Genomic DNA, 21,842 nt, shown 5'->3' with positions numbered 1-21,842 from the left:
CGATGGCGGAGACGTCACACCCTCCGCTGCCCGAGGAGCACATCATCAGTTCGCGAGCCCCCGAAACCGCGCACCCCTCTGCCCGCACGACAGAAGCCCCGTCCGCGACCGTCGGCACCACCGCGCCCCGTTCGCGCCGGGAGATGAGGGAGGCCGCCGCACAGGCGACCACGTCCGCGCAGATCTCTGCACCCGCCGGCACCTCGAGCGCCCCGRCCGAGCCGGCCCCGCAGCCGCTGTTCGACCCGACTGCGCCCCAGGCGCGCGTGCCCGCACCTCCGCAGGCCCCCGAGCCGGCGACCCGCTCCGCGGCCCCCGCGCACATCGTCCCAGCCGGCAAGCGTCCCCGCCGTGGCGCCAAGAACATCGGGCGCAGCACCGGCGCCGCCCTCGCGATCTCGGCGCTCGTCGTCGGCACCGCGCTGCCCGCCCTCGGCATGGTGCATGCGGGTGACGCCAAGCCTGCCAACAGCGCATCCGCCGACATCCGCGCACAGTCGTTCACGGCCGCAGGCGATGTGCTTCCCGATGTGCAGGTGCATGGCACGTTCACGGCGACCACGCCCTCCGAGCTCAGCGCGATGCAGGCGGCGACCGCCGCCGCCGAGCGCACCGGCGTCGCCTCGATCGCCAAGCCCGGTCAGGTCATCTACCCGATGGCCGCCGGCTCGTACACGTTGACCGATGGCTTCGGCGCGGCCCGCACCGGGCGCAGCCACATGGGCCAGGACTTCGCCGCCGGCATCGGCACCCCCATCTACGCCGTGGCCGACGGCTGCGTCACGCTCTCGTCCGAGAGCTACCAGGGCTACGGCGTGACGGTCGAGATCGCGCACCCGTCCCTGAGCGGCAGCAACGCCGTCTCCACGCTCTACGGGCACATGACCTACGGCAGCCGTGCGGTCCAGGCCGGCGAGTGCGTCACCGCGGGTCAGTTCATCGGCCGGGTCGGCGACACCGGCTGGACGGTCGGATCCTGCCTGCACTTCGAGGTGCACATCAACGACAGCGCCATCGACCCGCTCGCGTGGCTCCAGTCCAACGTCTTCTGATCCGACGTCGCACGCGAAGAGGCGCCCGCTCCGGCGGGGGCCTCTTCTCGTCTGCACCCCGGGCCGTGGCTCAGTGGTGCGCGTGCGGATCGACGAGCGGCAGATCTGCACCGACCCCATGATCGTGCGGATCCCCGTTCGTCGCGGCATCGGTCTGCGCCAAGCCCGGCATCGCGAGCGCAGCGACGAGGAGGGCCCCCACAGCTACCCCCGCCGCCCGCGACCGGGATGTCCGGACCGGATCCTCCCCCTTGCCGGTCCGGGCCACCCCCGCTTCCCGCATCCGCGCCGCCATCGCTCCCGAAGCGATGGCCAGCGCAGACGAGGTCCCCACCGCGATCACCGGTGCCCCTCCGACGAGGGCGACAGCCCCCATCAGCACCGCGATGATCGCGCCGACCGCTGCGGCTCTTCCCCCGCGGATCCGCCCGGCACGGAGCACGGCGACACCCCAGGCGATCTCCGCGGCTCCGACCACGAGCATCGGCGCCAGCAGCATGATGGCGTTCCCATCGCCGTATGCGCGGGCGACCGCGGCCCCGATCGCCAGGTGGATCAGACCCGCGCCCCAGGCGAGGAGCGCGGGCCAGCTGCGCAGCACGACGACCTCAGGCCATCGCCTCGCGGGACGCGCCGCGTTCGACGCCCAGCCCGACCGCGAGCAGCAGCAGCGCGCTCGCGAGGTGCAGGAAGTGATCGAACGTGTTCAGCGCGAGGATGTTCGCCGCGGTCCCCACGAGGAAGAAACCGACGATGCCGAGCAGCAGGTATGCCGCCCCCACGACGGTGTTGACGCCCTTCGCCGCACGCGTGGACGCGAGGCCCGCAGCGAGCAGTGCGGCGCCGATGAGCAGGTGGGCGACGTTGTGCAGCGGGTTGACCATGAAGATCCCGAGCAGCATTCCTCCCTGGGTCGCCAGGAAGGACACTCCTCCGGTCACGGCGAAGCCGAGTGCTCCGACGACGATGTAGACGGCGCCGAAGATGACGGCGATCAGACGGTTCGGTGACGAACGCATTGCTCCTCCTCGAGTGCGGCACGGTGCCGCTCACCCTCTGTTCGGAGCCGTCTGCGGATCGGATGGGACCGTCTTCGGAGCGTGCGGACCGACGACGGGGCGGAAACCGCGGGAGCCGCGTCCGCACGCCGATCGCCGCTCGCTTGAGCACGCCGCGAAACCGGATCCGCTCGTACGCGCAATGGGAGATTGTTAACGCGCGCGTTGTTGTCGTCGTCACCCGGGCATGGTTGCATCGGTCCTCATGACAGATGAAACACATCTCCACCGCCACGCCGACGCCCCGCAGCCCCGGTGGTGCTCCTGCGCCGTCCCCGATGACATCGAGCAGGAGCGACGCTCAGGGCTGAGCCGGCGCGGATTCCTGACCGGCGTCTCCGCGGCGAGCGCCCTCGCGGCGGCCGGCTGGGTCGCCACCAGCTCCGATTCGGCGTCCGCGGCTGCAGGCGGTGTCGGCAAGTCCGTGACCATCACGATCATGGGCTCCTCCGACATCCACTCGCATGCGGTCAACTGGGACTACTACAAGGACGCGGCGTACACCGACAAGGCCGGCAACGTCGTCGGCCTGTCCCGCGTCTCCAGCGTCGTCAACCAGATCCGCGCCGATCGCGGGCGGGACCGCACGCTGCTCTTCGACGCCGGCGACACCATCCAGGGCACCCCGCTGGGCTTCTACTACGCGACCATCGACCCGATCACCACGAGCGGCGCGATCCACCCCATGGCCGCGCAGATGAACGCGATCGGCTACGACGCGGTGGCCCTGGGCAACCACGAGTTCAACTACGGCCTCGACTTCCTCGACACGTGGATCTCGCAGATGAATGCGCCCGTGCTCGGCGCGAACGCCGTGCACGCGGGAACCACCGTGCCCGCGTACACGCCCTACACGATCAAGACGTTGCACCCGAAGGGCGCCAAGCCGATCCGGGTCGGCGTGCTCGGTCTGACCAACCCGGGAATCGTCATCTGGGACAAGGCAAACGTGAGCGGCAAGCTCGAGGTGCTGGACATCGTCGAGACCGCGAAGCGCTGGGTGCCCGTGATCCGCGACCAGGGCGTCGACGTGCTCGTCGTGAGCGTGCACTCCGGCGACAGCGGCACCTCGTCATACGGCGACGCGCTGCCCAACGAGAACGCCGCGGCACTGATCGCTGAGCAGGTGCCGGGTGTCGACGCGATCCTGTTCGGCCACGCGCACAAGGACATCCCGCAGCGGTTCGTGACCAACGCGACCACGGGACAGCAGGTCGTGCTCAGCGAGCCGATGTGCTGGGGCCAGCGCCTGAGCGTCTTCGACATCGAGCTGCAGCAGGTCAAGGGACAGTGGACCGTCGTCTCGAAGAAGGCCACGAACGTCAATACGAACACGGTTCAGGACGATCCTGCCGTCGTCGCGCTCATCCAGGCGCAGCACGACGCCGTGGTCGCCTATGTGAACAAGCCGGTCGCGACCTCGACCGAGGAGCTCTCCGCCGCGGAGTCCTGCTGGAAGGACACCGCGATCCTCGACTACGTCAACAGGGTGCAGGTCGACACCGTGACGAAGGCGATCGCCGGCACGCCCGAGGCCGCGCTGCCGGTCGTGTCGATCGCCGCTCCCTTCAACCGGCAGGCGACATTCCCCGCCGGGGAGGTCACGATCCGCGACGTCGCTGGCCTGTACATCTACGACAACACGCTCATGGCCTCGGTGCTCACGGGTGCGGAGATCAAGGACTACCTGGAGTACTCCGCGAAGTACTTCCAGCAGGTGGCCCCCGGCGCCCCCGTGGATCCGGCGAGCTGGACCAACGCGCTGAACACGCCCGACTACAACTACGACCAGTTCTCGGGCGTGGCATACGACGTCGACATCGCGCAGCCACAGGGATCCCGGATCCAGAACCTCTCCTGGAACGGCGCGCCCGTCGATCCGGCGCAGAAGTTCGTGGTCGCAGTTAACAACTACCGCCAGTCGGGCGGCGGCGGCTTCCCGCACATCGCGACGGCCCCGGTCGTCTACAACGCGCAGGTCGCGATCCGCGAGGCCATCGTGGCGTACGCCTCGGCGGCCGGCACGATCGACCCGAAGGACTTCCACGTCGTGAACTGGCAGCTCACGCGCGCGGGGACCCCGGTCTTCTGAGCGCTCACGACGCCCCTCCGTCCCGGTCCCGGGGCGGAGGGGCGTCGCCGTGCCACCTCTACTTCACAGTGGGCGGCGCGGGGATCGCGTAGCCGGACGGGGCGATGTTCGCGTCGAGCGACTTCTTCCATGCCCCGGACGAGATGTAGTCCTTGAGCGCGGTGCGCACGGTGTCGAGCCGGTCGTCGCCCTGCTTCAGGCCGACCCCGTAGCTCTCATCCGTGAAGCCCTTGCCGATCACGCGCAGCACGCCCTTGTATTCGGGCAGTGTCGCGAAGCCGGCGAGGATGAGGTCATCCGTCGACACCGCATCGACGGTGCCCGCCGCGAGGTCGCGCACGCACTCCGACCAGGACGGCACCTTCACCACCGTGATCTTCCCGCGGTAATGCGCGGTGAGGTAGTCGATCGAGGTCGTCCCCGCGGCCGCGCAGACCTTCTTGCCGTCGAGGGTCTCCGGACCGGTGATGGTGTCGTCATTGCGACGGATGAGCAGATCCTGATGCGCCACGAAGTACGGGCCCGCGAACGCGATCTCCTTCTCCCGGTCGGGGGTGATCGAGAACGTCGAGACCACCAGATCGACCTTGCCCGAGGTCAGTGCGCTCACCCGCTCGTCCTGATCGATGCGCTGCCAGGTGATGTTCTTCGTCGGTACGCCGAGCTTGCCGGCGACGTAGTTCGCGGTGTCGACGTCGAATCCCGCATACCCGGAGTCCGTCTTCAGGCTCACGCCGGGGAGGTCGTCCGCAATGCCGATCGTGAGGGAGYCGGATCCGGTCGCGCTGTTGTCCCCGGTGTTCTGCGGGGTCGCGGAGGAACAGCCGGCGACGAGCACCGCCGACACCGCGACGAGGCCTGCCGCGACGAGGCTGAGACGGCGCATGTCACCGTCCCCCTTCGCTCTTGTCCGAGCCGCCATCATGCGGGTTCTTGTCCGGCTCCTCGAGGTTGTCCCACTCGTGCATCTCGAYCTCGAYSGGMCCGATATCGATGCCCTCGTCCTCGTGGTCCTCATCCCGGTCGTGCACGTCGAACTGCACGGTGCCGAGGGCGGCGATCGACTCGGTGCGCGGGCCGGGCTCCCGAGGCGGATAGCGCAGACCGCTGTCAGTCCATTTGCTGAGCATCCGCCCGTCGGTGTGCGCGGCGACCTTCCCCTTTACGATCAGCCAGCCGAGCTCGAAGATCACGAGCAGCACGGGGATCCCCACGACGACCACGACGAAGCCGGTCTTGTGCCAGAAGTACGGGGAGGCCTGCCACCCCGAGATCGCCATGCCGACGATCACGAACACGAGGAACGCGAGGCCCAGGTAACTCGTCCACGGAGTGCCCGGTGCGCGGAACGTGCTCGCCGGCAGCACTCCCCTGTCGCTGAGTCTTCGCAGACGCAACTGACAGATGAAGATCGTGCCCCAGGTGAACACCACCGCGATCGAGGCCGCCTCCAGCGCGATCTCGAAAGCATCGGGGCTCACCGCGTTCAGGATGGATCCGAACACGTAGACGACGGCCGTCATCACGATCCCCGCCCAGGGGACGCCGGACTGGCTCATCTTCAGCGTGAAGCCCGGAGCCTGCTTCGCCATGCCGAGGCTGCGCAGCACCCGCCCGGTCGTGTACAGCCCCGAGTTCAGCGACGACATCGCCGCGACGATGAGGATCGCCTGGATCACGTTGGCCATCCAGGGGATGCCCATCCGCCCGAACACGGTCACGAACGGGCTGATGCCCGGAGTGAACTCGCTCGTCGGCAGGATGCAGACCAGCAGCAGCAGCGCGCCGCAGTAGAAGACGCCGATACGGACGATGACCGCGTTCACGGCCTTCGGCACCTCGCGCTTCGGATCCTCCATCTCGCCCGCCGCGATGCCGACCATCTCGATAGCGGCGTACGCGAAGACGACGCCCGACATCACGATGATCGGTCCGTACCAGGCGAAGCCGTCACCCGAGGGCCAGAATCCGCCGGGGTTGGACCAGAGGTTCTGGATCCCCGCGCGATGCCCTCCGACGTCGAAGCTGAACGCCACCACGACGATCCCGACGACGAGGAAGACGATGATCGCGGTGACCTTGAGCACGGAGGCCCAGAACTCGAACTCGCCGAACGCCTTCGCGGAGAGCAGGTTGACCACGAGCACCACGGCGAGCGCGATGAGCACCGTGGCCCAGGTGGGCATCTGCGGCCACCAGTACTGGATGTACAGGCCGACGGCGCTGAGCTCGGCGATGCCGGTGAGCGCCCAGTTCGTCCAGTACATCCAGCCCGTGTAGTACGCCGCCTTCTCGCCGAAGAACTCGCGCATCCACGACACGAAGGCGCCGGAGGTGGTGCGGTACAGCACGAGCTCGCCGAGCGCGCGCATGAGGAAGTAGGCGATCACGCCCACGAACGCGTAACTGAGCACGAGGGCGGGGCCGTTGCTGTGCAGCCGGGAAGCGGATCCCAGGAACAGGCCCGTGCCGATCGCACCGCCGATCGCGATCATCTGCACCTGTCGGCGGTTCAGGCTCTTCTTGTACCCGGCCTGCTCCGCATCGTGCTCCGCGCCGTGGTCTTCGGCGTGCGTGAGACTCCCGGCATCGGTCTGCGACATGCGATCCCCCTGTCGTTCACCCGTGGTCACCGGTGGGGCGGGTCGCAGGACGGCTCGGAGCATCGGTGCTGACGTGGTACCGAGGATGGCACGTTTTCTGGACCGAGGGCAACGGATCCCCGGCGCGTTCCGGTTCCGGTGCTCAGCCCTGCCGCTCGGCGATGTCCTTCATCGCACGCACGAGGCTGTCCCACATCCTCTTCGAGTGCAGGGCGGCCGCCTCATCGGGGTTGTTGTCCTGACTCAGCGTGAACTCGACCGGGCCGTCCCCCGCGATCGTCCAGGTCAGCGTGTGGTAGTTCTCCGGGATGTCGGGCTTCCCCGTGAGAGGGCTGAAGTGCGTGCAGACGAGACGCCGCCCCGGCTCGGCCTCCAGGATCACGCCCTTGTCCTCATAGGCGCGCCCCTCCCACTCCCCCTGCCAGCGGATCGGCGCCCCGACCGTCCAGTCCGTGACGACCGTCGTCCCGAACATGAACTCTCGGACCGCGTCCGGATCCGTCAGCACCTCCCACACGCGGTCGGGGGACGCATCGATCATGATGCTCGACGTGGCGACCTGGTCCTCGGACATGCTCGACTCCCGTTCGTTCGGCCCTCGCCCCATGATCCGCCGAAATCCGCGGCGCGTACAGGGGCGCAGCGCGAACCGACTCCGGCTCGGCGTCTCCCGCACGCGGCATGATGGGTGCAAGGATCCGGGCTCGGATCCTGCGGACGAGAGGGCTCAGCGCATGACAGGCGACGACATGCAGGACTGGGTGCAGGCGCGTGCCGAGGAGCTTCCCGGCGTCACCGTGGACCAGCCGTTCGGGCCCGAGGTCGACGTCTTCCGCGTGCGMGGACTGATGTTCATGGCGCTCTCKCCGTCCACCCGCACGGGCGTGACTCTCAAGTCCGCGCCGGAGGACGCCGAGGCCCTGCGTGCCACGTATCCCGCGATCATCCCCGGCTACCACATGAACAAGCGGCACTGGATCACGCTGCGCGCCGACGGCAGCCTCGAGCGGGGCCTCGTCGAGGAGCTCGTCACCGAGGCCTACCGTCTCGTGGTCGCGAAGCTCCCGCGGGCGCAGCGCCCAGTGGATCCTGAGGTCTTCGGGAGGGTGTGAACCAGAGGCCGGCCGCAACCTCGATCGCCGCGCGGAGGACGAGTCCTGTATCAGGAGCGGCGCCGCGTGCTCCTTGTCATCGCTGGATCCCAGCACGACGAGAATCAGGGTGATCAGGATGAACGAGCTGTTCCGCTTCATGGTGATGCGTCCGGCGGATCTGCCCGCCACGACCGATGTGCACACGCTCGACGCGCGAGCAGTCGACATCGGCGACGGCGCGCCCGCCCTCCGACGATCGGCGAAGGCGTTCCTCCAGTCCGACGTCGCGGTGCGTACGGTCACCGAGGACCCGCTGGGCATCGCGGCCCGCGCCGTCGCGGCCGCACTCGGGGTATCGCGTATGTCGAACGCCGACGCGGAGGCGGTGATCCTGGCGGCGACCGGACGCGCATCGACGGCGGTGGTGTCGGGAGGGGACTTCGCCGCGTACCATCAGCGCGTCGAGGACACGCTGATCGCCGCGAAGGCGCTCTCCGACTCCTCGGGCACCGATGCGCGCGGTCTCGCGACGGTCGCGCAGGGTCTCGACGTCATCGCCCGGACGGCAGACGGCGACCCCGAGATCGCCGTGCGCCCGCTCGTCATGCCAGCGAGCCTGCCGAAGGCGGACAGGCTAGCATCCGAGCCGCCGTCGACGGACCCAGGGCCGAGGCCCACCGGCCCGGACGAGGGCAGGATCCGCGCCGAGATCGACCGTCTGGACCGCGCGATCGCCGCGCTGGGCGGGCTCTCCGCCTCCGGCTTCGCCGCCCAGACCCGCTCCGAGGCGCCGCAGGCGCGGACCCGCACCGCGCGGGCGGCGGGCGACGCCGGCGGCGCAGCGCGCACGAGCGCTGCACGCACCGAGACGGAGAACTCCGGATCCGTCACCCCTGGGATCCCCTGGGTCCTCGACACGTCCACCGTCCAGAAGCTGCCCGCCGCGGTGCGCAGCACCCTGCGGGGGCTCACGCTCGACGTCGCCGCCACCCCGCTGCCCGTCATGCTGCGGACGCTGGACGAGGCACGAGGATCTCTGCTGACGTCGCTCACCGTGCCGATCTCCGCGGTCTCCGCCGTCTCGCTCGTGGGCAGCGCCCTGGTGCAGACCCCGGGAGCATCCGATCTCGTGGGCGACCCCGCGACCGGCATGCCCACCGGGCACGGATCCATCCGCCCCGTCGGCGTGGGCGACCTGCTGCTCGTCAAGGAGCATGTCCTGCGCTACGAGGGCGGCGAGCTCGCACATGTGGAGAACGTGCTGAAGTCCGAGCACCTCGACCGCGAGACACGGCGTCTCGAACGTACCGAGACCACGATCCTCACCGAGCAGGAGACGACGAAGGAGGAGGAGCGCGACACGCAGTCGACCGATCGGTTCTCTCTCAGCCGTGAGACCAGTTCCACGATCAAGGACGACACCCAGTTCAAGGCGGGCCTGTCCGTGGACGCGAAGTACGGCCCGTTCGTGGAGGTGAAGGCCAACGCCGACTTCGCCACGAACCACTCGTCGGAGGAGTCGACCAAGCAGGCATCGGAATTCAGCAAGGACGTCGTCGCTCGCTCCGTCAGCAAGGTCGTCGACCGCGTGCTCGAGCGACGCACCACCACCACGCTGAACGAGTTCGAGGAGCGCTATTCGCACGGCTTCGACAACACGAAGGGCACCGGCAACATCTCGGGCGTGTACCAGTGGGTGGACAAGGTGCTGCAGGCGCAGGTCTACAACTACGGCAAGCGGATGCTCTTCGACGTCACGCTGCCCGAGCCTGGCACCGCCTTCGTCGTCGCGCAGACCAAGGGCAAACTCGAGGGACAGACCTTCACCGCACCGGTGCCGTTCACGCTCACCCCGACCCAGGTCACGGAAGGCAATTACGCGTTCTGGGCGCATCAATACGACGTCACCGGAATCGAAGCTCCTCCCCCGCCGGTGAAGACGTTCAGCAAGGCGTTCGACGGCACGGTTCCGCAGGATCCGTACGAGTTCAGCAAGTCGGCCGACATCGCGATCGACGACGGCTATCAGGCCAAGTACGCCCTGTGGACGGCCGCATGGAACACCTACTCGGGGGCGGCCTGGTATCTGCTCATCGGGAACAACGCGCTCAACGTGTTCGCCGACGCGACCTACGTCGACATGGCCGGCGAGGTCGGCGCGGTGTCGGTGGCCACCTATGGCTGGAAGCTGCGCGACTTCGCGGCGACCGTGGAGATCTTCTGCGAGCGCACCGCCCGCGCGATGACGGCCTGGCAGCTGAAGACGCACGCCGCGCTCACCCAGGGATACCTCGCGAAGCAGCAGGCCTACCAGTCGCAGCTCGACGAGGCGGCGGCCGCCGCCGGCGTGGTCATCTCCGGCCGCAACCCGATGTGGAACTCGAGGATCGTGACGACGGAGCTGCGCAAGCAGTGCCTCACCCTGCTGACCGCGCAGCAGTTCGACGCGTTCGGCGCGCTGCAGACCTCCATCGAGGGCTACCCGCAGCCGGATCTGCCGCGCAGCGAGCAGCAGATGCCGTACGTGCGCTTCTTCGAGCAGGCCTTCGAGTGGGAGCACATCGTCTACTTCTTCTACCCGTACTTCTGGGGCTGGAAGCCCGCCTGGTCGCACCGGATGCTGCTCGACGACGTCGACACCGAGTTCGCCGACTTCCTGAGAGCGGGCGCCGGTCGCGTGGTCTTCCCGGTCCGTCCCGGCTTCGAGGCCGCGGTCGTGCACTACCTGGAGACCGGCGAGATCTGGAACGGCGGACCCGCGCCCGACATCTCCAGCTCGCTGTACGTGCCGATCGTCAAGGAGATCCAGGAGGCCACCGGAGCGCCCGGCGACGAGGTGCCGGTCGGCGACCCGTGGCTCGTGCGGCTCCCCACGACCCTCGCCAAGCTGCGCGCGGACGACGCGCTCCCGACCTGGACCAAGGTCGGAGAGGACTGGCAGCCGGCGAACTAGATCCGTCTGGACGACGACGCTTCGTAGTGACCGGCAGGAGGCCGAGCATGCGCAACCACATCATCATGGCCGGCGTGGACTGGGAGTTCCAGGGGGTGGACTTCCAGGTGCTGGCGACGAACCGCCGCAAGTATCTGACACGGCAGAACACCGGGAAGGCGGATCTGCGATTCCTCATGATGGACGTCCGCGCCGGCCAGGTCACCCGCATCGACGTGACGTATCCGGGCGGAACGAAGACCGAGACCTCGAGCGTGGTGGCGACGTTCGGGGCCGTCGGCCGCTCCAGCATCGGCACGTTCACCGACTCCGCCGGGGTGAGCCGCACCGGGTTCAAGCCGGGCCAGTTCAGCGTGATGTCGATCACCGATCTGTACGCCGCGATCCGCGACATCGGCCAGAACGCGCCCGGCACGCTGCAGGAGGTGAGCTTCTTCGGTCATGGCTGGATGGGCGGCCTCATCCTCGTCAACAGCTTCAACGACCGTGCCCCGATCATCCCCGTGCCGTCCACGGGGGGCGCCCCGACCACGATCACGGCCACGCTCGGCCCGACGCAGCGGGATCCGAACGACAAGGACTCCCGGGGCGAGTACGACTTCGTCGCGCCGACCCAGGACGCCGCCGCGCTCACGCTGTTCCAAGCGGCGTTCGCGACGGACGGCTTCTCCTGGCTCTGGGGCTGTGCGTTCCCGCGGGTGATCCACCACGCGATGTGGGCGATGGAGGGCGCCAAGGGCTACGCGACGAGCGGCACCGGCGACAACACCGTACTGACGCTCGATCGGGTCGTGAAGGAGGACGTCGACTACATCGAGGGTTTCCTGCTGCCGATCCTGAAGACGCCGTTCCCGTCGCGCTCCACGATCACGACGAAGTTCAAGTTCCTCAAGTACGTGTTCTGCGCGGCCAACGCGTCGGCCTTCGCCGCCCAGCTCGCGACAGCGACCGGCAAGCCCGTCCGCGCGGCGCTGCTCGGCACCTACGCCGAGTACGACGATCCGACGGACATGATGCACGTGCACACCGGTTTCACCGCGCACGTCGCGTTCTACAAGAACTACGTGGGCATGTCGATGGATCCTGAGGGCCGCGGCTACGGCGTGTATCAACCGGGGCTGACCTGCACGGTTCCCACCGTGCCGTGACCCGACTCAACCATCGCGAACGATCACGCCGATCGATGCGGTGACGTGAGCAGCATCCGTATTCCCGCCTGCGCCGCGGCGACACGACGCGGCAGGGAGGCCCATTTGTCCTCGAGCCCGGAGAGGACCTGCGCACCGACGAAGATCTCGTTCAACAGCTCGGCCGTCGCACGCACCTCGAGATCGGCTGACATCGACCCGTCCGCGACCCCGTCGCGCACGACGGCAGCCGCGATATCGACCCATGCCGTGTAGGGCGTGCTGGAGTCGACCTCCAACCCCGTCGCGGGCTGCATCGAGAGGCGGATCCCCGCCTGCACGAGCTCATCCATCGCGATCAGTTCGGCGAGGCCCTCGAACAGCCCCAGGATGCTGTCCAGACCGGATCCCGGACGGGCCTGCACGTCGGCGAGCACCTGGGCCATGCGCTCCTGCTGAACAGTGAGAACAGCGCGCGCCACGTCATCCTTGTTCCCGAAGTGGAAGTACAGAGACCCCTGGCTGATGCCCGCTTCTTCAGCGATGTCCTTCAGTCGAGCCTCCGCGTACGCCATCCGCGAGAACACCGCGCCGGCCGCCACGAGCAGGGCTCGCTGCGTCTCCACACCATTGGCCCGCTTCGCGGCCTTCGCCTCCATCGCGCCTCCCGGGCCACTCCGTTGTCGGCCGTGTGCCGAACCCAGTACATCGTAGGTTCCTGTCACGGATATGCCGTGATCACCGGCATGACGCGACCCGTGCCGCGCGCTCGCGTGCGGAGGAGTTCCCGTACCGCCCGATCGGTACGGGAACTCCGGGCGGCGCGGCAACACCCCCCCTGCCGCTCAGCGCCGGCACGGCCGCCACATGCCCCAGGCGACCTTCCCGCGCTCACCGCCACTCCGATCATCCCGAGTCGCTTGCGGGCGAGCTCACGAAGATCCTAACCATACTAAGTCAGCGGTCCAACTAACGAGGACGATGGCTATCCCTGCCGACGGGATGAGAGGCGACCGGTGAGCGAGGATGTGCTCTCCCCGCCGGGAACGACAGAGGCCCGGACCACTGATTTTCCTCAGTGTTTCCGGGCCTTCTCTGTTGGCTGGCGCAATCGATCTCTGTTCGAACCATTGGCGAACAGGGCTCAGCCTCGAGGAACTTCGGGACCTCGCCCAGGCCAGCAACAGAGACACCGAACCTAGCGTTCGAACGATCTATCGTCCGCATCCGCTGCCTGAGCGCCTCGGGCCGAGGAAGATCGCGGACATCGTCCGTCGCTACCAGGAGGGCGAAAGCGCCCGATCCCTCGCCGAAAAGTACAAGGTCGCACCGTCAGCGGTCACACGTCTACTACGCGAGAACACGTCGTGGTTAAGAAGCGCACCGTCACCGACGCGGAGGCTCAGCGCATCGCGAAGGAGTATGAAGCCGGTGCCACGATGCGCGACATTGAGAAGAATCACGGTCTGTCTCACGGTGCGGTATCCCGCACGCTTCACCGGGTCGGCACGAAGATGCGGGCGAGTGCGCCGCGACGGAAGACCAAGTCATGACGTCGAACACGCATCTCGTTCGCTCAGGGATCCCGTCGTGAGTGCGGCACCTCCGCACTCAGGCGGGCGACGAATAGGCCTAGTTTCGGTTGAGCCCGTGCCTCCGCGTATCCAGCGCAACCTTGAAGTGGCTCTCCGCTGCATCAATCGCGGACGTGGGCGTCGATGGGTCGAAGACACGAAGCAGTGAGTACCGAAAAGTTGATGGGTCGAGGCCGCGCAGCTCGACATTGCCACCGTGCCCGTTCGCGGCGTAGGCGTCCCAACGCTGGCGAATGTTCTCGGCGCCGTCCGCCTTGCCAACGTAGTGACGCCCGTCGCGGGTATCCGTGATCAGGTAGATTCCGATGACCGACGAGAGCGCGGTACGCCACGACGCATAGCGGTGCTCACGCATCACGGCCTGGAGCCGGGCATAGGTGAGGACAAGTCGATCGAAGCCCGGGAACGGGATGGGCTCTGCATCGGCGATGCCAACAACGGGATACTTCGCAGCCGAAGCTCCGTACATCCACCATCGGCGCGGAGAGCTCCACCCGATCACAAGGCGTCGTCGAAGATCCGCCATGTGATCGGTTTCAACAAGGTCGAAGACACGTCGGACGCCATCGTTCACTAGCTCGCCCTGGTTCTCCATGACCGACCAGAGGCGCGCCTGTTCGCCGCCCTCGCGGATGAAGACGACCCAGAACCGGGGAGGAACCGCCGGGAAGTTCCGCGGATTCGCCGACTGATGCCTTGTGTACTCGAGAATCTCAGCGTCAGTGGAGTCGGCGTGAATGCCAGGAGAGCCGTTGTCCTCATGCTCCTGGACATAGGCGTGGCGGACTACCAAAGCGCCGGGGACGTCGATCCTCGCATCGACCAAGATCGGGCCAAGAGTCAGCGTCAAGGGGATTCCCGCTTTCCATTTCGTCGCCGCACTTGGTTCATTTTTTTGCGTACTTTTGTCGAACTGCCTTGAGTTCATCCCAGTCGCGTTCGAGGTCCGCGAGTGTAGGCGTCACGCCCAGCGCGGCCAGCGGCTGCGAGTGCGAGTCGATGTATCTGCACGCATCTTCGAAAAGTCGTGTGACCGTCTCTATCGCGCCTGGAAGTTCGGCGACGTTGATGTCGGTGAGCGTGGTCATGCGCACGTTCGGTTGGTAGCGCTGCGTTACGCCCTTGAGGAGCTCCATCTCGGTGAAGACTTCGCACCATGATCGGAGCCACCCGTAACCAGTCCGGATGAGGGCGTCGCGTGCGTCACCCTCATCCTTTCGTGCCGTCTCGATGGTGACGTTGACCTTCTTCGCAAGTTCGTTAATGCTGTCCCATCTCGGCCCGCTGGCGGGCGTGACTTTTCCTTTGCCACCTTCATCGCTGATCTGGTAGAAACGACAACGCTTCGACTTCTCGAAACGAGCAATCAGCGCCGCGGCGAAGAGCACGTCGTGCGTGAAAACAATGACCTGCGTTTGATCTGCCAGCCGTGCGACGCGATCCGCGACTTCATCGATCCGGCGGTGGTCAAGGCTGGAAACAGGGTTGTCGAAGATCACAGGGGCGCTAATTCCGCTCAGACGCGCTTCCGCGAGGAAGTCCGCCATCGCGAGCACCTTCTGTTCCCCTTCGGAGAGCACCTTGGAAGGACGGTGCTTCCCGCTGAGAACCTTGCGACGCTGTGCCTTGCCTTGACGTCCGATGAACTCCACCTTGAGGATGGGTGCCCGGAGCGCTTCGCACTCTTCGTTAAAGAGTGCATCGAAGCTCTCGTTGACGAGCTGATCGCTCGCGTTCTTGGCCAGGTCAGTCAGGGCACGAAGTACGGGAGGGACGCGCTTCGTCAGCAAGCCAAGTTTGTCGGCCTCTTTCGCGCGACCAACTGCCGCCTCGATCTCTGCCCACGATTTCCCGAGCTCCACTCCGACATGCAGATCGAGGAGTTCCTTCTTCTTTTCACGCAGCGTGCTCTCGCGATTCGTCACTTGCCTCTGGGTAGTCGTTACCGCAGCATCAACGGTCGCGACGTCAGCGTCGAGAGGCTCGACGAGCGGGTCGACCGCGGCGAGGGGCGTCAGCTCGACCGCTGACGAAGACTTGATAGCGGCTTCGGCAAGGGTGAACGCAGCATCAATTGCGTCAATTCGACCGAAGAACGCGGGCCGCTCCTCCTGCTCGGTGAGCTCCTTGATGTAGGCGCGCAGCTCATCCGCCTGCGCGCCGGCCAAGGGACGTGCGAGCGTGGCGACAGTCTGCTGTTCGGTCTTGATGTCCTGGCCGAGCTTGTCGAGCAGGAAGTCGGAGTATTTAGTGACCAGCGCCCGCGCGGCATCGTCAAGCGGCTGGCGGCAGTACAGGCATCGTGAATCATCGTGGGAATCGATCTCAACGAGGTACTTCGCGTACTCGGCGCCATCGGCGATGAATCCTTCCCAGGTGTCGTCCGGTTCAGCGGGGAGATCAGCCTCTGCGAAGAACGTTGTCCGGAAGGACTCACGATCCGCTTTGAGCTCCGCAAGCTTGGCGAGCGAGGCGTTGTAGGCGTGACCATCAAACGCTGCGAGCCGCTCCTGAACCTCGGCGGCCTGCGCAAGTACGCGTTGCTGCCGCTGGAAATTGCCGAGTGTGATGCTGAGCGAGTTCGACTGAAGAGCGCCGATCGTCGTCTGAAGCTCCTCGACTTGCTGCTCGGTGTCTGGTCCAGTCACGACGTGGATCTTGAGGCCCCCGAGATCAGTCGACGCTCCTAGGGCCTCGATTTCCGGGTAGACAACGTCGTCCTTCGGAAACCGGGCAAGGAGCGAGGGAGCCGACTTTGTGAGCTCCTTGCGGTACTCGTCGAAGTGCTGTTGCACCTGTCGAATCCCTGCCGCGACGTGATTGAAAAGCGAAAGCACCGTCGGGACGTAGACGTAGTCGAGATCGTCGTCGACATGGAAGTTGACAGCCGGGCTGTCGAAGATCGACATGCGCGTGAAGGGAGTAACGCTGAAATCGCCAGTCCACGCCAACTCGGCGGTCGCGTCACCGACGGTGTACTCGAGAGCGGCGGCGATGGGCGAGTCTTCACCGCCAGTGACGTTTCCGAGGATCTCGTCCGCAGTACGACTCCCTGCGAGCGCTTTGAAGATACGCGAGTAGCCGGTCTTCCCGGTTCCGTTCTCACCGTAGAGAATTGTGAGCCCCTCGTGCGGCTCGATGACCGCGCCAGGAACCAGCGCGTTCACGCCCGTCACGCCGCTCAGCCGGGTAATCGACAGCGGCGCTTCGGCGTCATCGGCAACTTCTTCAACCGCGAGCTCGGGCTCTGGAGGGAGCGTTCGCTTGGCGAGCCCCTTGGTTTGCCGGAAGAGTTCGACCGCGTAGGCAGCGTCAGCTTCGGACACCGCCTTGCCCGTAGCGAGTACCCGCCCGACGAGATGTCGAACCCACTCATCGCCGTTGTTCGCCCATCGAGCAAGGACCGACCGAGGATCTTCAGTCCTAAGCTCCGTCTGGTTATCAGTCTCCGTCTGCATGCAGCCCCTCGCTGTCTACCTGATCTACAAGCGAGCCTGCCGACGCGACGTCAGGCTTCAAAATGCGTTCGAGCTCTTCGTGAAGCTCCCGGAGGATTAGGGCACCATACGCGCTGGGCTGAGCACGCCTTTCCTCAACGAGGCGGCTCGCGACGACCCTCTTGCCGGGCATCTTGAGTAGGTGCTGTTCAGCCCATCGCTCAAGCTCGTTCGGCCAGACCTCGACGATCGGGTCGACCAAACTGGGAAGCTCGGGAATGGTTGTCCCCGGATTGCATTCACCGAGCAAGACCCGGATGGTCTCGAGATACAGTGCAGGATCCAGGAGATTCTCGAGAGTCAACGCACCGAGTTCTGCAATACGCCCCTCAGGCACGCCGCCAGCGATGAGTGCAGCGCGTCGATCCTTCCCTCCTTGGTCTCCATCCACGAGCAACACCACTCGTGCGCCCTCCAGATCGAGCTCCGGGTACATCGCTGTCGGCGACTCCGATAGGCCGGGCGCGACCTGGTACTCGAGGTCCGACGCACCGATCGCGGACTTGATCAGCGATGGGAGCATGAGCATCTCTGATGCTCCTTCTCCGAGTACGACAAACCGAGCGGCGGAGAATGCTGCGGCTCCGGCGCCCATTGCGAGCATGAGCGGCGAGAATCCTGCAGCACCATGCCAAAAGCTACCTTCGATGCGGCTTCGGCTCTCATCCGCCGGATCGGGTACGACGGCGCGGATGTTGGACCCGAGGTCAGGCGGAAGGCAGGCAGGTGAGTGCGTCGTGTAAATGATCTTGGCCGCCTGCCGCTGCGTCATGAACGTATTGACGAGGTCTGCTTGTGCATCGATATGCAGGTGAGTTTCGGCCTCATCGATGAGCAAGATTGGCGGCTCCGTTTCGCCGCGGACAGCGAGAAACGCCACGAGAGCGACGAACATCTGGAGGCCAGCGCTCCGTTCGATGAACTGCGTAATCCGCTTCCCATCCTGTTGGATCCGGACGAACAGCGTCGTTTGCTCGGTCTTGAGYACAACAGTGATATTGGACTGCTTCCAGGCAACAGCGAACTTCGCCGCGAGCGTCTTGTTGGCCTCTAGTATCAGCGTCTCGCGTTCGCCTTCGTCCCCAGTCGACATGGCGCGCCATAGGGCAGGCAGGTCCAGCTCGGCCATCACCGCGAGGTTATTGAGGGCTGGTGGCACGTCGGCGAGCAGTTCTGCCGAGATGGCATAGGTCGAGGCAAGCGCCCGATCTGGTTCGCTGAAGAACTCGATGTTCGGAGTGATCTCGTAAAGAGCGCGAGCAACAGCCGGGCCCGGATCTTCCTGGTCGAGCCAGGCGAGAATGGCCCGCAGGACGCCCACGAGTTCTCCCGCGAGTTCGTACCGCGTGAGGAGATCGACCGTGGCGCGCAGTTCCTGACTGTAGGTTGTCGCCGCTTCAACTTCTCGCCCAGCCATGGTCTCGTCGAGAAAGGTGCTCAGCCAGTCTTCGACCGTGGCGCGAAGCGACAGCCGCTCTTCTTCGGCTGAGGGAACCTCGCCGTTCTCGTCGGGTTCGGGCACGACATACTCGAGCGTGGCATAGGTTCGGCGAACCGCAAGCTTGCGCAGTGCCACGATAGCCCCGGAGAGGGGCGCTACCGCCTTCCTGGGCGTCGGGATAACCGCAACTTCGGGCTCGGCCGGACCGACTGCCCTGCGTGACAGCCAGATCGACATCGGCGCTTCTTCGAGCGCAAAGCCCTCAACGACTCGGAGGTCCACCTTTGGGTCGAGGATGTACTGTACGCGAACGACCGTATGGCTGTCGGGGATATCGAGTCCACGGGAGCGCTCGGCCGGCGTAAGCGTCAGACCGTTGTCGATGTACGCCAGCGCCTTCAAGAGTGTCGTCTTACCAGCCTCGTTCGGCCCGACGATTGCAAGCACCTTGTTATCAAGGTTGATCTTTCCTGCAGCGAGCCTTCCGAACCCGCTGATCTCTGCCTTGACGAGCCTCATAGGTTCCAGCTCCCTGGTACAGCGCGGGAGTAGTCCTCGATGCCGATCGCCTCGAAGTGCCGCTTCGCCGATTTGATCTTTGCGAGCTCGCTCGGTCGCAGCTTCGAGTCGTCGAGCGTGCTCTTCGTCTCTCGGATCATGTAGACGCGGTCCTGGCCATCTTCGTGCTTCACGATCGCCCAGTCCGGGTTGTACGGCCCGACCGGGGTATCGATCTTGAACTTGGCCGGCAGCTTCATGAAAAGCTTGATGTCTTCACGACCATCGAGGAGCTCGGCGAACTGGCGCTCGACATCTGAATCGAACACGACGTAATCGAAGTCCGTCTTCTGAGCATTCTGCACCTTGTACATGTGGTCGAGGAAGCGGTCCTTCTCCTCCTCACCGTCGCGCTGCAGCTCCCGCAGCTCGTACACCGAGCCCGCAATCTTCTCGTACTGGATCCCGTCAACCACGATCTTCGCCAGCTCCGCCTTGATGAGATGCTTCGCCATTGCGATGTAATCGTTCGGGTTACCGATGAACTCCTGCAGGCGTTCGCTCCTCAGCAGAATGTCGACGATCGTCGTCCTCGTTAGCGACGTGGCGGTTTGAAGCTCGGCGATGATATCGGGCAGGTCGTAGCTGCCTTTCAGCTCCGCGGAGCGTGTTCCGAGTTCTTCGCCCTTCGCGCCACCACGCAGCACCTTGACACCCGCGCGCGTGACCTGAATCCGGAGGGGGTCGATCCTTGGTGCCGTGCGGATCGCCTCGACGGCGCGTTCGACGATCTTCTCGCGGTCGACACTCACGCKGTACGTGGTGCGGCCGCTGATCGCGTGCCAGAACTCCTCGAACTCGGGCGTGGCGTAAAGCTGCTTGTTGAGGGTGCGGGACTCGCGCTTGCTGATCGGCTTGACGTAGGTGCCGATGTGCGCCCGCTGGATGAGCGCGCAGATCTCGGTCTCATACGGCTCGAACTCTTCGGGTAGCGACAGCGTGAATCCGAGCGTGTTCGGCTGGAACTTGCTGGTGACCTTGCCGCTCGTGATGAAGCCTTTGGCTTCGAGGTGCTCCCACACGGCAAGAGAACGCTGGAAGCCGAAGAGATCGTCAGTCAGAGAGCCCGACTCGTCCTGGAGTGGGATCTTTGAGAACTCGCTCTTCCGCACCTCGCCGATCTCGACCCCAGCGGCCTTGTATTCATTCTGAAGGCTCTTCGCGAACGATGTGTACGACTCGTTCGCCACGACCGTCAGTGTCGCAATGCCCTGGTCGGCGACGCGCACGTAGCCGTCCGCAGTCTTGGTCACAGGCAGGCGAAGTCCGCGACCGATCGTCTGGCGGCGTTCCGTCTCAGCGCCCATCTCGCGCAGCGTGCAGATTTGGAAGACGTTGGGGTTGTCCCACCCCTCTCGAAGGGCGGAGTGGCTGAAGATGAAGCGGACGTCCGTGGCCTCGTCGAGCAGTCGCTCCTTGTCTTGCATGATCAGCTCGTAGGCGTCGTCGTCGGCCTTGGTCGAACCGGAGCTGTCCTGAGCCACCGTGACCTTGCCGCGCTTGATCTGCGAGAAGTAGGCACGGCGCAGCGCCGAGGGCTCCTGCGGCAATAGCTCCTGGTAGCGCGCGAGCTTGGCGCGCTCTTCGATAAAGACCTCGTCGAACCACCGCGCAAACTCGCCGTTGGCGGTCTCGTTGTTGGTGCCGTCGCCCATGTAGCTGGCGACCTTATCGACGAAGAAGAGGCTCAACACCTTGATATTTCGTGGCCGGAGCATGGCTTCCTTGCGGAGATGCTCGCGGATGGTCTCGCGGATCATTTCCTTGTAGATCGCTCCTGTAGAGTCGCCGATGCTCTCCCCCTCCTCAAGGAAGCCGTGCGGGTGGATGTCGGCGTAGGCCGGCTCGAGATTCAGGTCGCCGAGGAACCAGCCTTCGTAGATCGGGTTGCCGCTGATGCGCTCATCGGAGAGTTCCTGCTGCGGTTTGACGGTGACGACGCGTCGCTCGAACGAGTTGTCAGCCTTGCGGCACGACAGCTCCAGACGCGCCGACCAAGTCGGCTCACGTTTGACTTCGACGAGCTTGATGTAGGGAGTAGCGTCCGCGCCCATCTGCTGGACGTCGGCCACCACGATCTGTTTGACGAGTCCGAGGTCGTGCGCGTCCACGGGGTCGAGTCGGTACACGACGTTGCGCTGCTTCTTGTGCGTCGCGCTGTAGCGAAGCGTCACTACAGGATCCAGCTCGCCAACAGCAGACTGCGACAGGAGCGACTCCATGTTCTGGGGCTCATCCATGATGACGACCGGATGCGTGGCCTTGAGATAGTCGATCGGGCGCAGGCCATTCAGCTTGTCCTTCGCCTGGTGGATGATGCGCGTGTTGGCCGTGCCACGGATCGCATCGATCGTCATAACCAGGATCTGAATATTGGTCGAGGTCGCGAAGGACTGCACCTCCTCCGCGTTCTTGCCGCTGTAGACGGAGAAGTCGAAGGGCTGCCCCGGGTAGAGGTCACCGAAGTGGCCGCGCATGAGGCGGATGCTGGTGGCAACACCCTCCCGGACGGCCACGCTCGGCACGAGAATCACGAACTTGGTGAAGCTGTAATCCCGGGCCAGTTCGAAGACCGTGCGGAGATAGACATATGTCTTGCCGGTGCCCGTCTCCATCTCGATGTCGAAATCAAGTGCGTTGTCGAAGAGCTTCGACGCCACCTCGAGACCGTTGCGGTCCTGAACGCGCTGGAGGTTCGCGAAGACCGTCTCCTGGTCGAGCACAAGCTTGTTACCGACTGCGCCGACCTCCTGAGTGAGGTCGAGATCGAGA

General features: G+C 65.6%; 16 protein-coding genes. 6 read left to right on the top strand and 10 right to left on the bottom strand.

Translation table 11 applies throughout. The features are described 5' to 3' along the window. Window positions 1-2: 2 nt before the first annotated feature. Window positions 3-1,052, top strand: coding sequence for a M23 family metallopeptidase (locus AC1DMN_RS12075; protein ID WP_477384298.1), 1,050 nt, complete (start codon window positions 3-5; stop codon window positions 1,050-1,052). 70 nt (window positions 1,053-1,122) lie between these two features. Here AC1DMN_RS12075 and AC1DMN_RS12070 read toward each other — a convergent pair whose 3' ends face one another. Both AC1DMN_RS12070 and AC1DMN_RS12065 read right to left on the bottom strand, forming a co-directional pair. Further along, window positions 1,123-1,653, bottom strand: a complete 531-nt coding sequence (locus tag AC1DMN_RS12070) for a hypothetical protein (RefSeq protein ID WP_441976124.1) — start codon at window positions 1,651-1,653, stop codon at window positions 1,123-1,125. Window positions 1,654-1,660: 7 nt separating this feature from the next. Further along, complete coding sequence (locus AC1DMN_RS12065) at window positions 1,661-2,071, bottom strand: DUF4383 domain-containing protein (protein WP_440732003.1); 411 nt, start codon at window positions 2,069-2,071, stop codon at window positions 1,661-1,663. 244 nt (window positions 2,072-2,315) lie between these two features. Between AC1DMN_RS12065 and AC1DMN_RS12060 the strand changes: the two genes are divergently transcribed. After that, entirely contained in the window at window positions 2,316-4,202 is a 1,887-nt protein-coding gene (locus tag AC1DMN_RS12060) for a bifunctional metallophosphatase/5'-nucleotidase (RefSeq protein WP_441976123.1), read from the top strand. A gap of 58 nt (window positions 4,203-4,260) precedes the next feature. Here the strand turns inward: AC1DMN_RS12060 and AC1DMN_RS12055 are convergent, their stop codons facing one another. The 3 genes from AC1DMN_RS12055 to AC1DMN_RS12045 form a co-directional block, all read right to left on the bottom strand. Then, window positions 4,261-5,088: a glutamate ABC transporter substrate-binding protein gene (locus AC1DMN_RS12055; protein WP_477384296.1), complete on the bottom strand. Its 828-nt coding sequence runs from the start codon at window positions 5,086-5,088 to the stop codon at window positions 4,261-4,263. A gap of 1 nt (window position 5,089) precedes the next feature. Beyond that, complete coding sequence (locus AC1DMN_RS12050; RefSeq protein WP_477384294.1) at window positions 5,090-6,805, bottom strand: amino acid permease; 1,716 nt, start codon at window positions 6,803-6,805, stop codon at window positions 5,090-5,092. 142 nt (window positions 6,806-6,947) lie between these two features. Next, the gene (locus AC1DMN_RS12045; RefSeq protein WP_441976121.1) at window positions 6,948-7,379 is read right to left on the bottom strand and encodes an SRPBCC domain-containing protein; all 432 of its coding nucleotides are present in this window, start codon (window positions 7,377-7,379) and stop codon (window positions 6,948-6,950) included. Window positions 7,380-7,539: 160 nt separating this feature from the next. Between AC1DMN_RS12045 and AC1DMN_RS12040 the strand changes: the two genes are divergently transcribed. The 3 genes from AC1DMN_RS12040 (at window position 7,540) to AC1DMN_RS12030 (ending at window position 12,000) form a co-directional block, all read left to right on the top strand. Continuing rightward, complete coding sequence (locus AC1DMN_RS12040) at window positions 7,540-7,917, top strand: MmcQ/YjbR family DNA-binding protein (RefSeq protein WP_477230591.1); 378 nt, start codon at window positions 7,540-7,542, stop codon at window positions 7,915-7,917. Window positions 7,918-8,035: 118 nt separating this feature from the next. Continuing rightward, window positions 8,036-10,852 (top strand): hypothetical protein, encoded by a 2,817-nt coding sequence (locus AC1DMN_RS12035; RefSeq protein WP_477230592.1) that lies wholly within the window; start codon window positions 8,036-8,038, stop codon window positions 10,850-10,852. A gap of 47 nt (window positions 10,853-10,899) precedes the next feature. Continuing rightward, a complete protein-coding gene (locus AC1DMN_RS12030) occupies window positions 10,900-12,000 on the top strand; it encodes a hypothetical protein (RefSeq protein ID WP_477230593.1) in 1,101 nt (366 codons plus the stop codon). A 23-nt stretch (window positions 12,001-12,023) separates the two neighbouring features. Here the strand turns inward: AC1DMN_RS12030 and AC1DMN_RS12025 are convergent, their stop codons facing one another. Then, window positions 12,024-12,638 carry a TetR family transcriptional regulator gene (locus tag AC1DMN_RS12025; RefSeq protein ID WP_477230594.1) on the bottom strand — a complete coding sequence of 205 codons (615 nt, stop codon included), beginning with the start codon at window positions 12,636-12,638 and terminating at the stop codon, window positions 12,024-12,026. Between the two features lie 708 nt (window positions 12,639-13,346). On the opposite strand from AC1DMN_RS12025, the gene AC1DMN_RS12020 reads away from it, so the two are divergent. Beyond that, window positions 13,347-13,532 (top strand): helix-turn-helix domain-containing protein, encoded by a 186-nt coding sequence (locus AC1DMN_RS12020; RefSeq protein ID WP_477230595.1) that lies wholly within the window; start codon window positions 13,347-13,349, stop codon window positions 13,530-13,532. Between the two features lie 79 nt (window positions 13,533-13,611). Here the strand turns inward: AC1DMN_RS12020 and AC1DMN_RS12015 are convergent, their stop codons facing one another. The 4 genes from AC1DMN_RS12015 to AC1DMN_RS12000 all read right to left on the bottom strand — a co-directional run. Continuing rightward, window positions 13,612-14,502 (bottom strand): GIY-YIG nuclease family protein, encoded by an 891-nt coding sequence (locus tag AC1DMN_RS12015; protein WP_477230596.1) that lies wholly within the window; start codon window positions 14,500-14,502, stop codon window positions 13,612-13,614. Beyond that, window positions 14,462-17,032: an AAA family ATPase gene (locus tag AC1DMN_RS12010; protein ID WP_477230597.1), complete on the bottom strand. Its 2,571-nt coding sequence runs from the start codon at window positions 17,030-17,032 to the stop codon at window positions 14,462-14,464. Before AC1DMN_RS12010 ends, AC1DMN_RS12015 begins: the two co-directional genes overlap by 41 nt. Continuing rightward, window positions 17,016-19,031, bottom strand: a complete 2,016-nt coding sequence (locus AC1DMN_RS12005) for an AAA family ATPase (protein ID WP_477230598.1) — start codon at window positions 19,029-19,031, stop codon at window positions 17,016-17,018. Before AC1DMN_RS12005 ends, AC1DMN_RS12010 begins: the two co-directional genes overlap by 17 nt. Further along, window positions 19,028-21,842 (bottom strand): restriction endonuclease (locus AC1DMN_RS12000; RefSeq protein WP_477384292.1); only part of this gene is annotated, 2,815 nt, incomplete at its 5' end. The genes AC1DMN_RS12000 and AC1DMN_RS12005, both read right to left, overlap by 4 nt.

The sequence above is a fragment of the Microbacterium sp. 01T413_2 genome (assembly GCF_056398985.1).
Note: the sequence above shows the minus strand (reverse complement) of the source record. Positions and strands in the feature narration are given on the sequence as shown.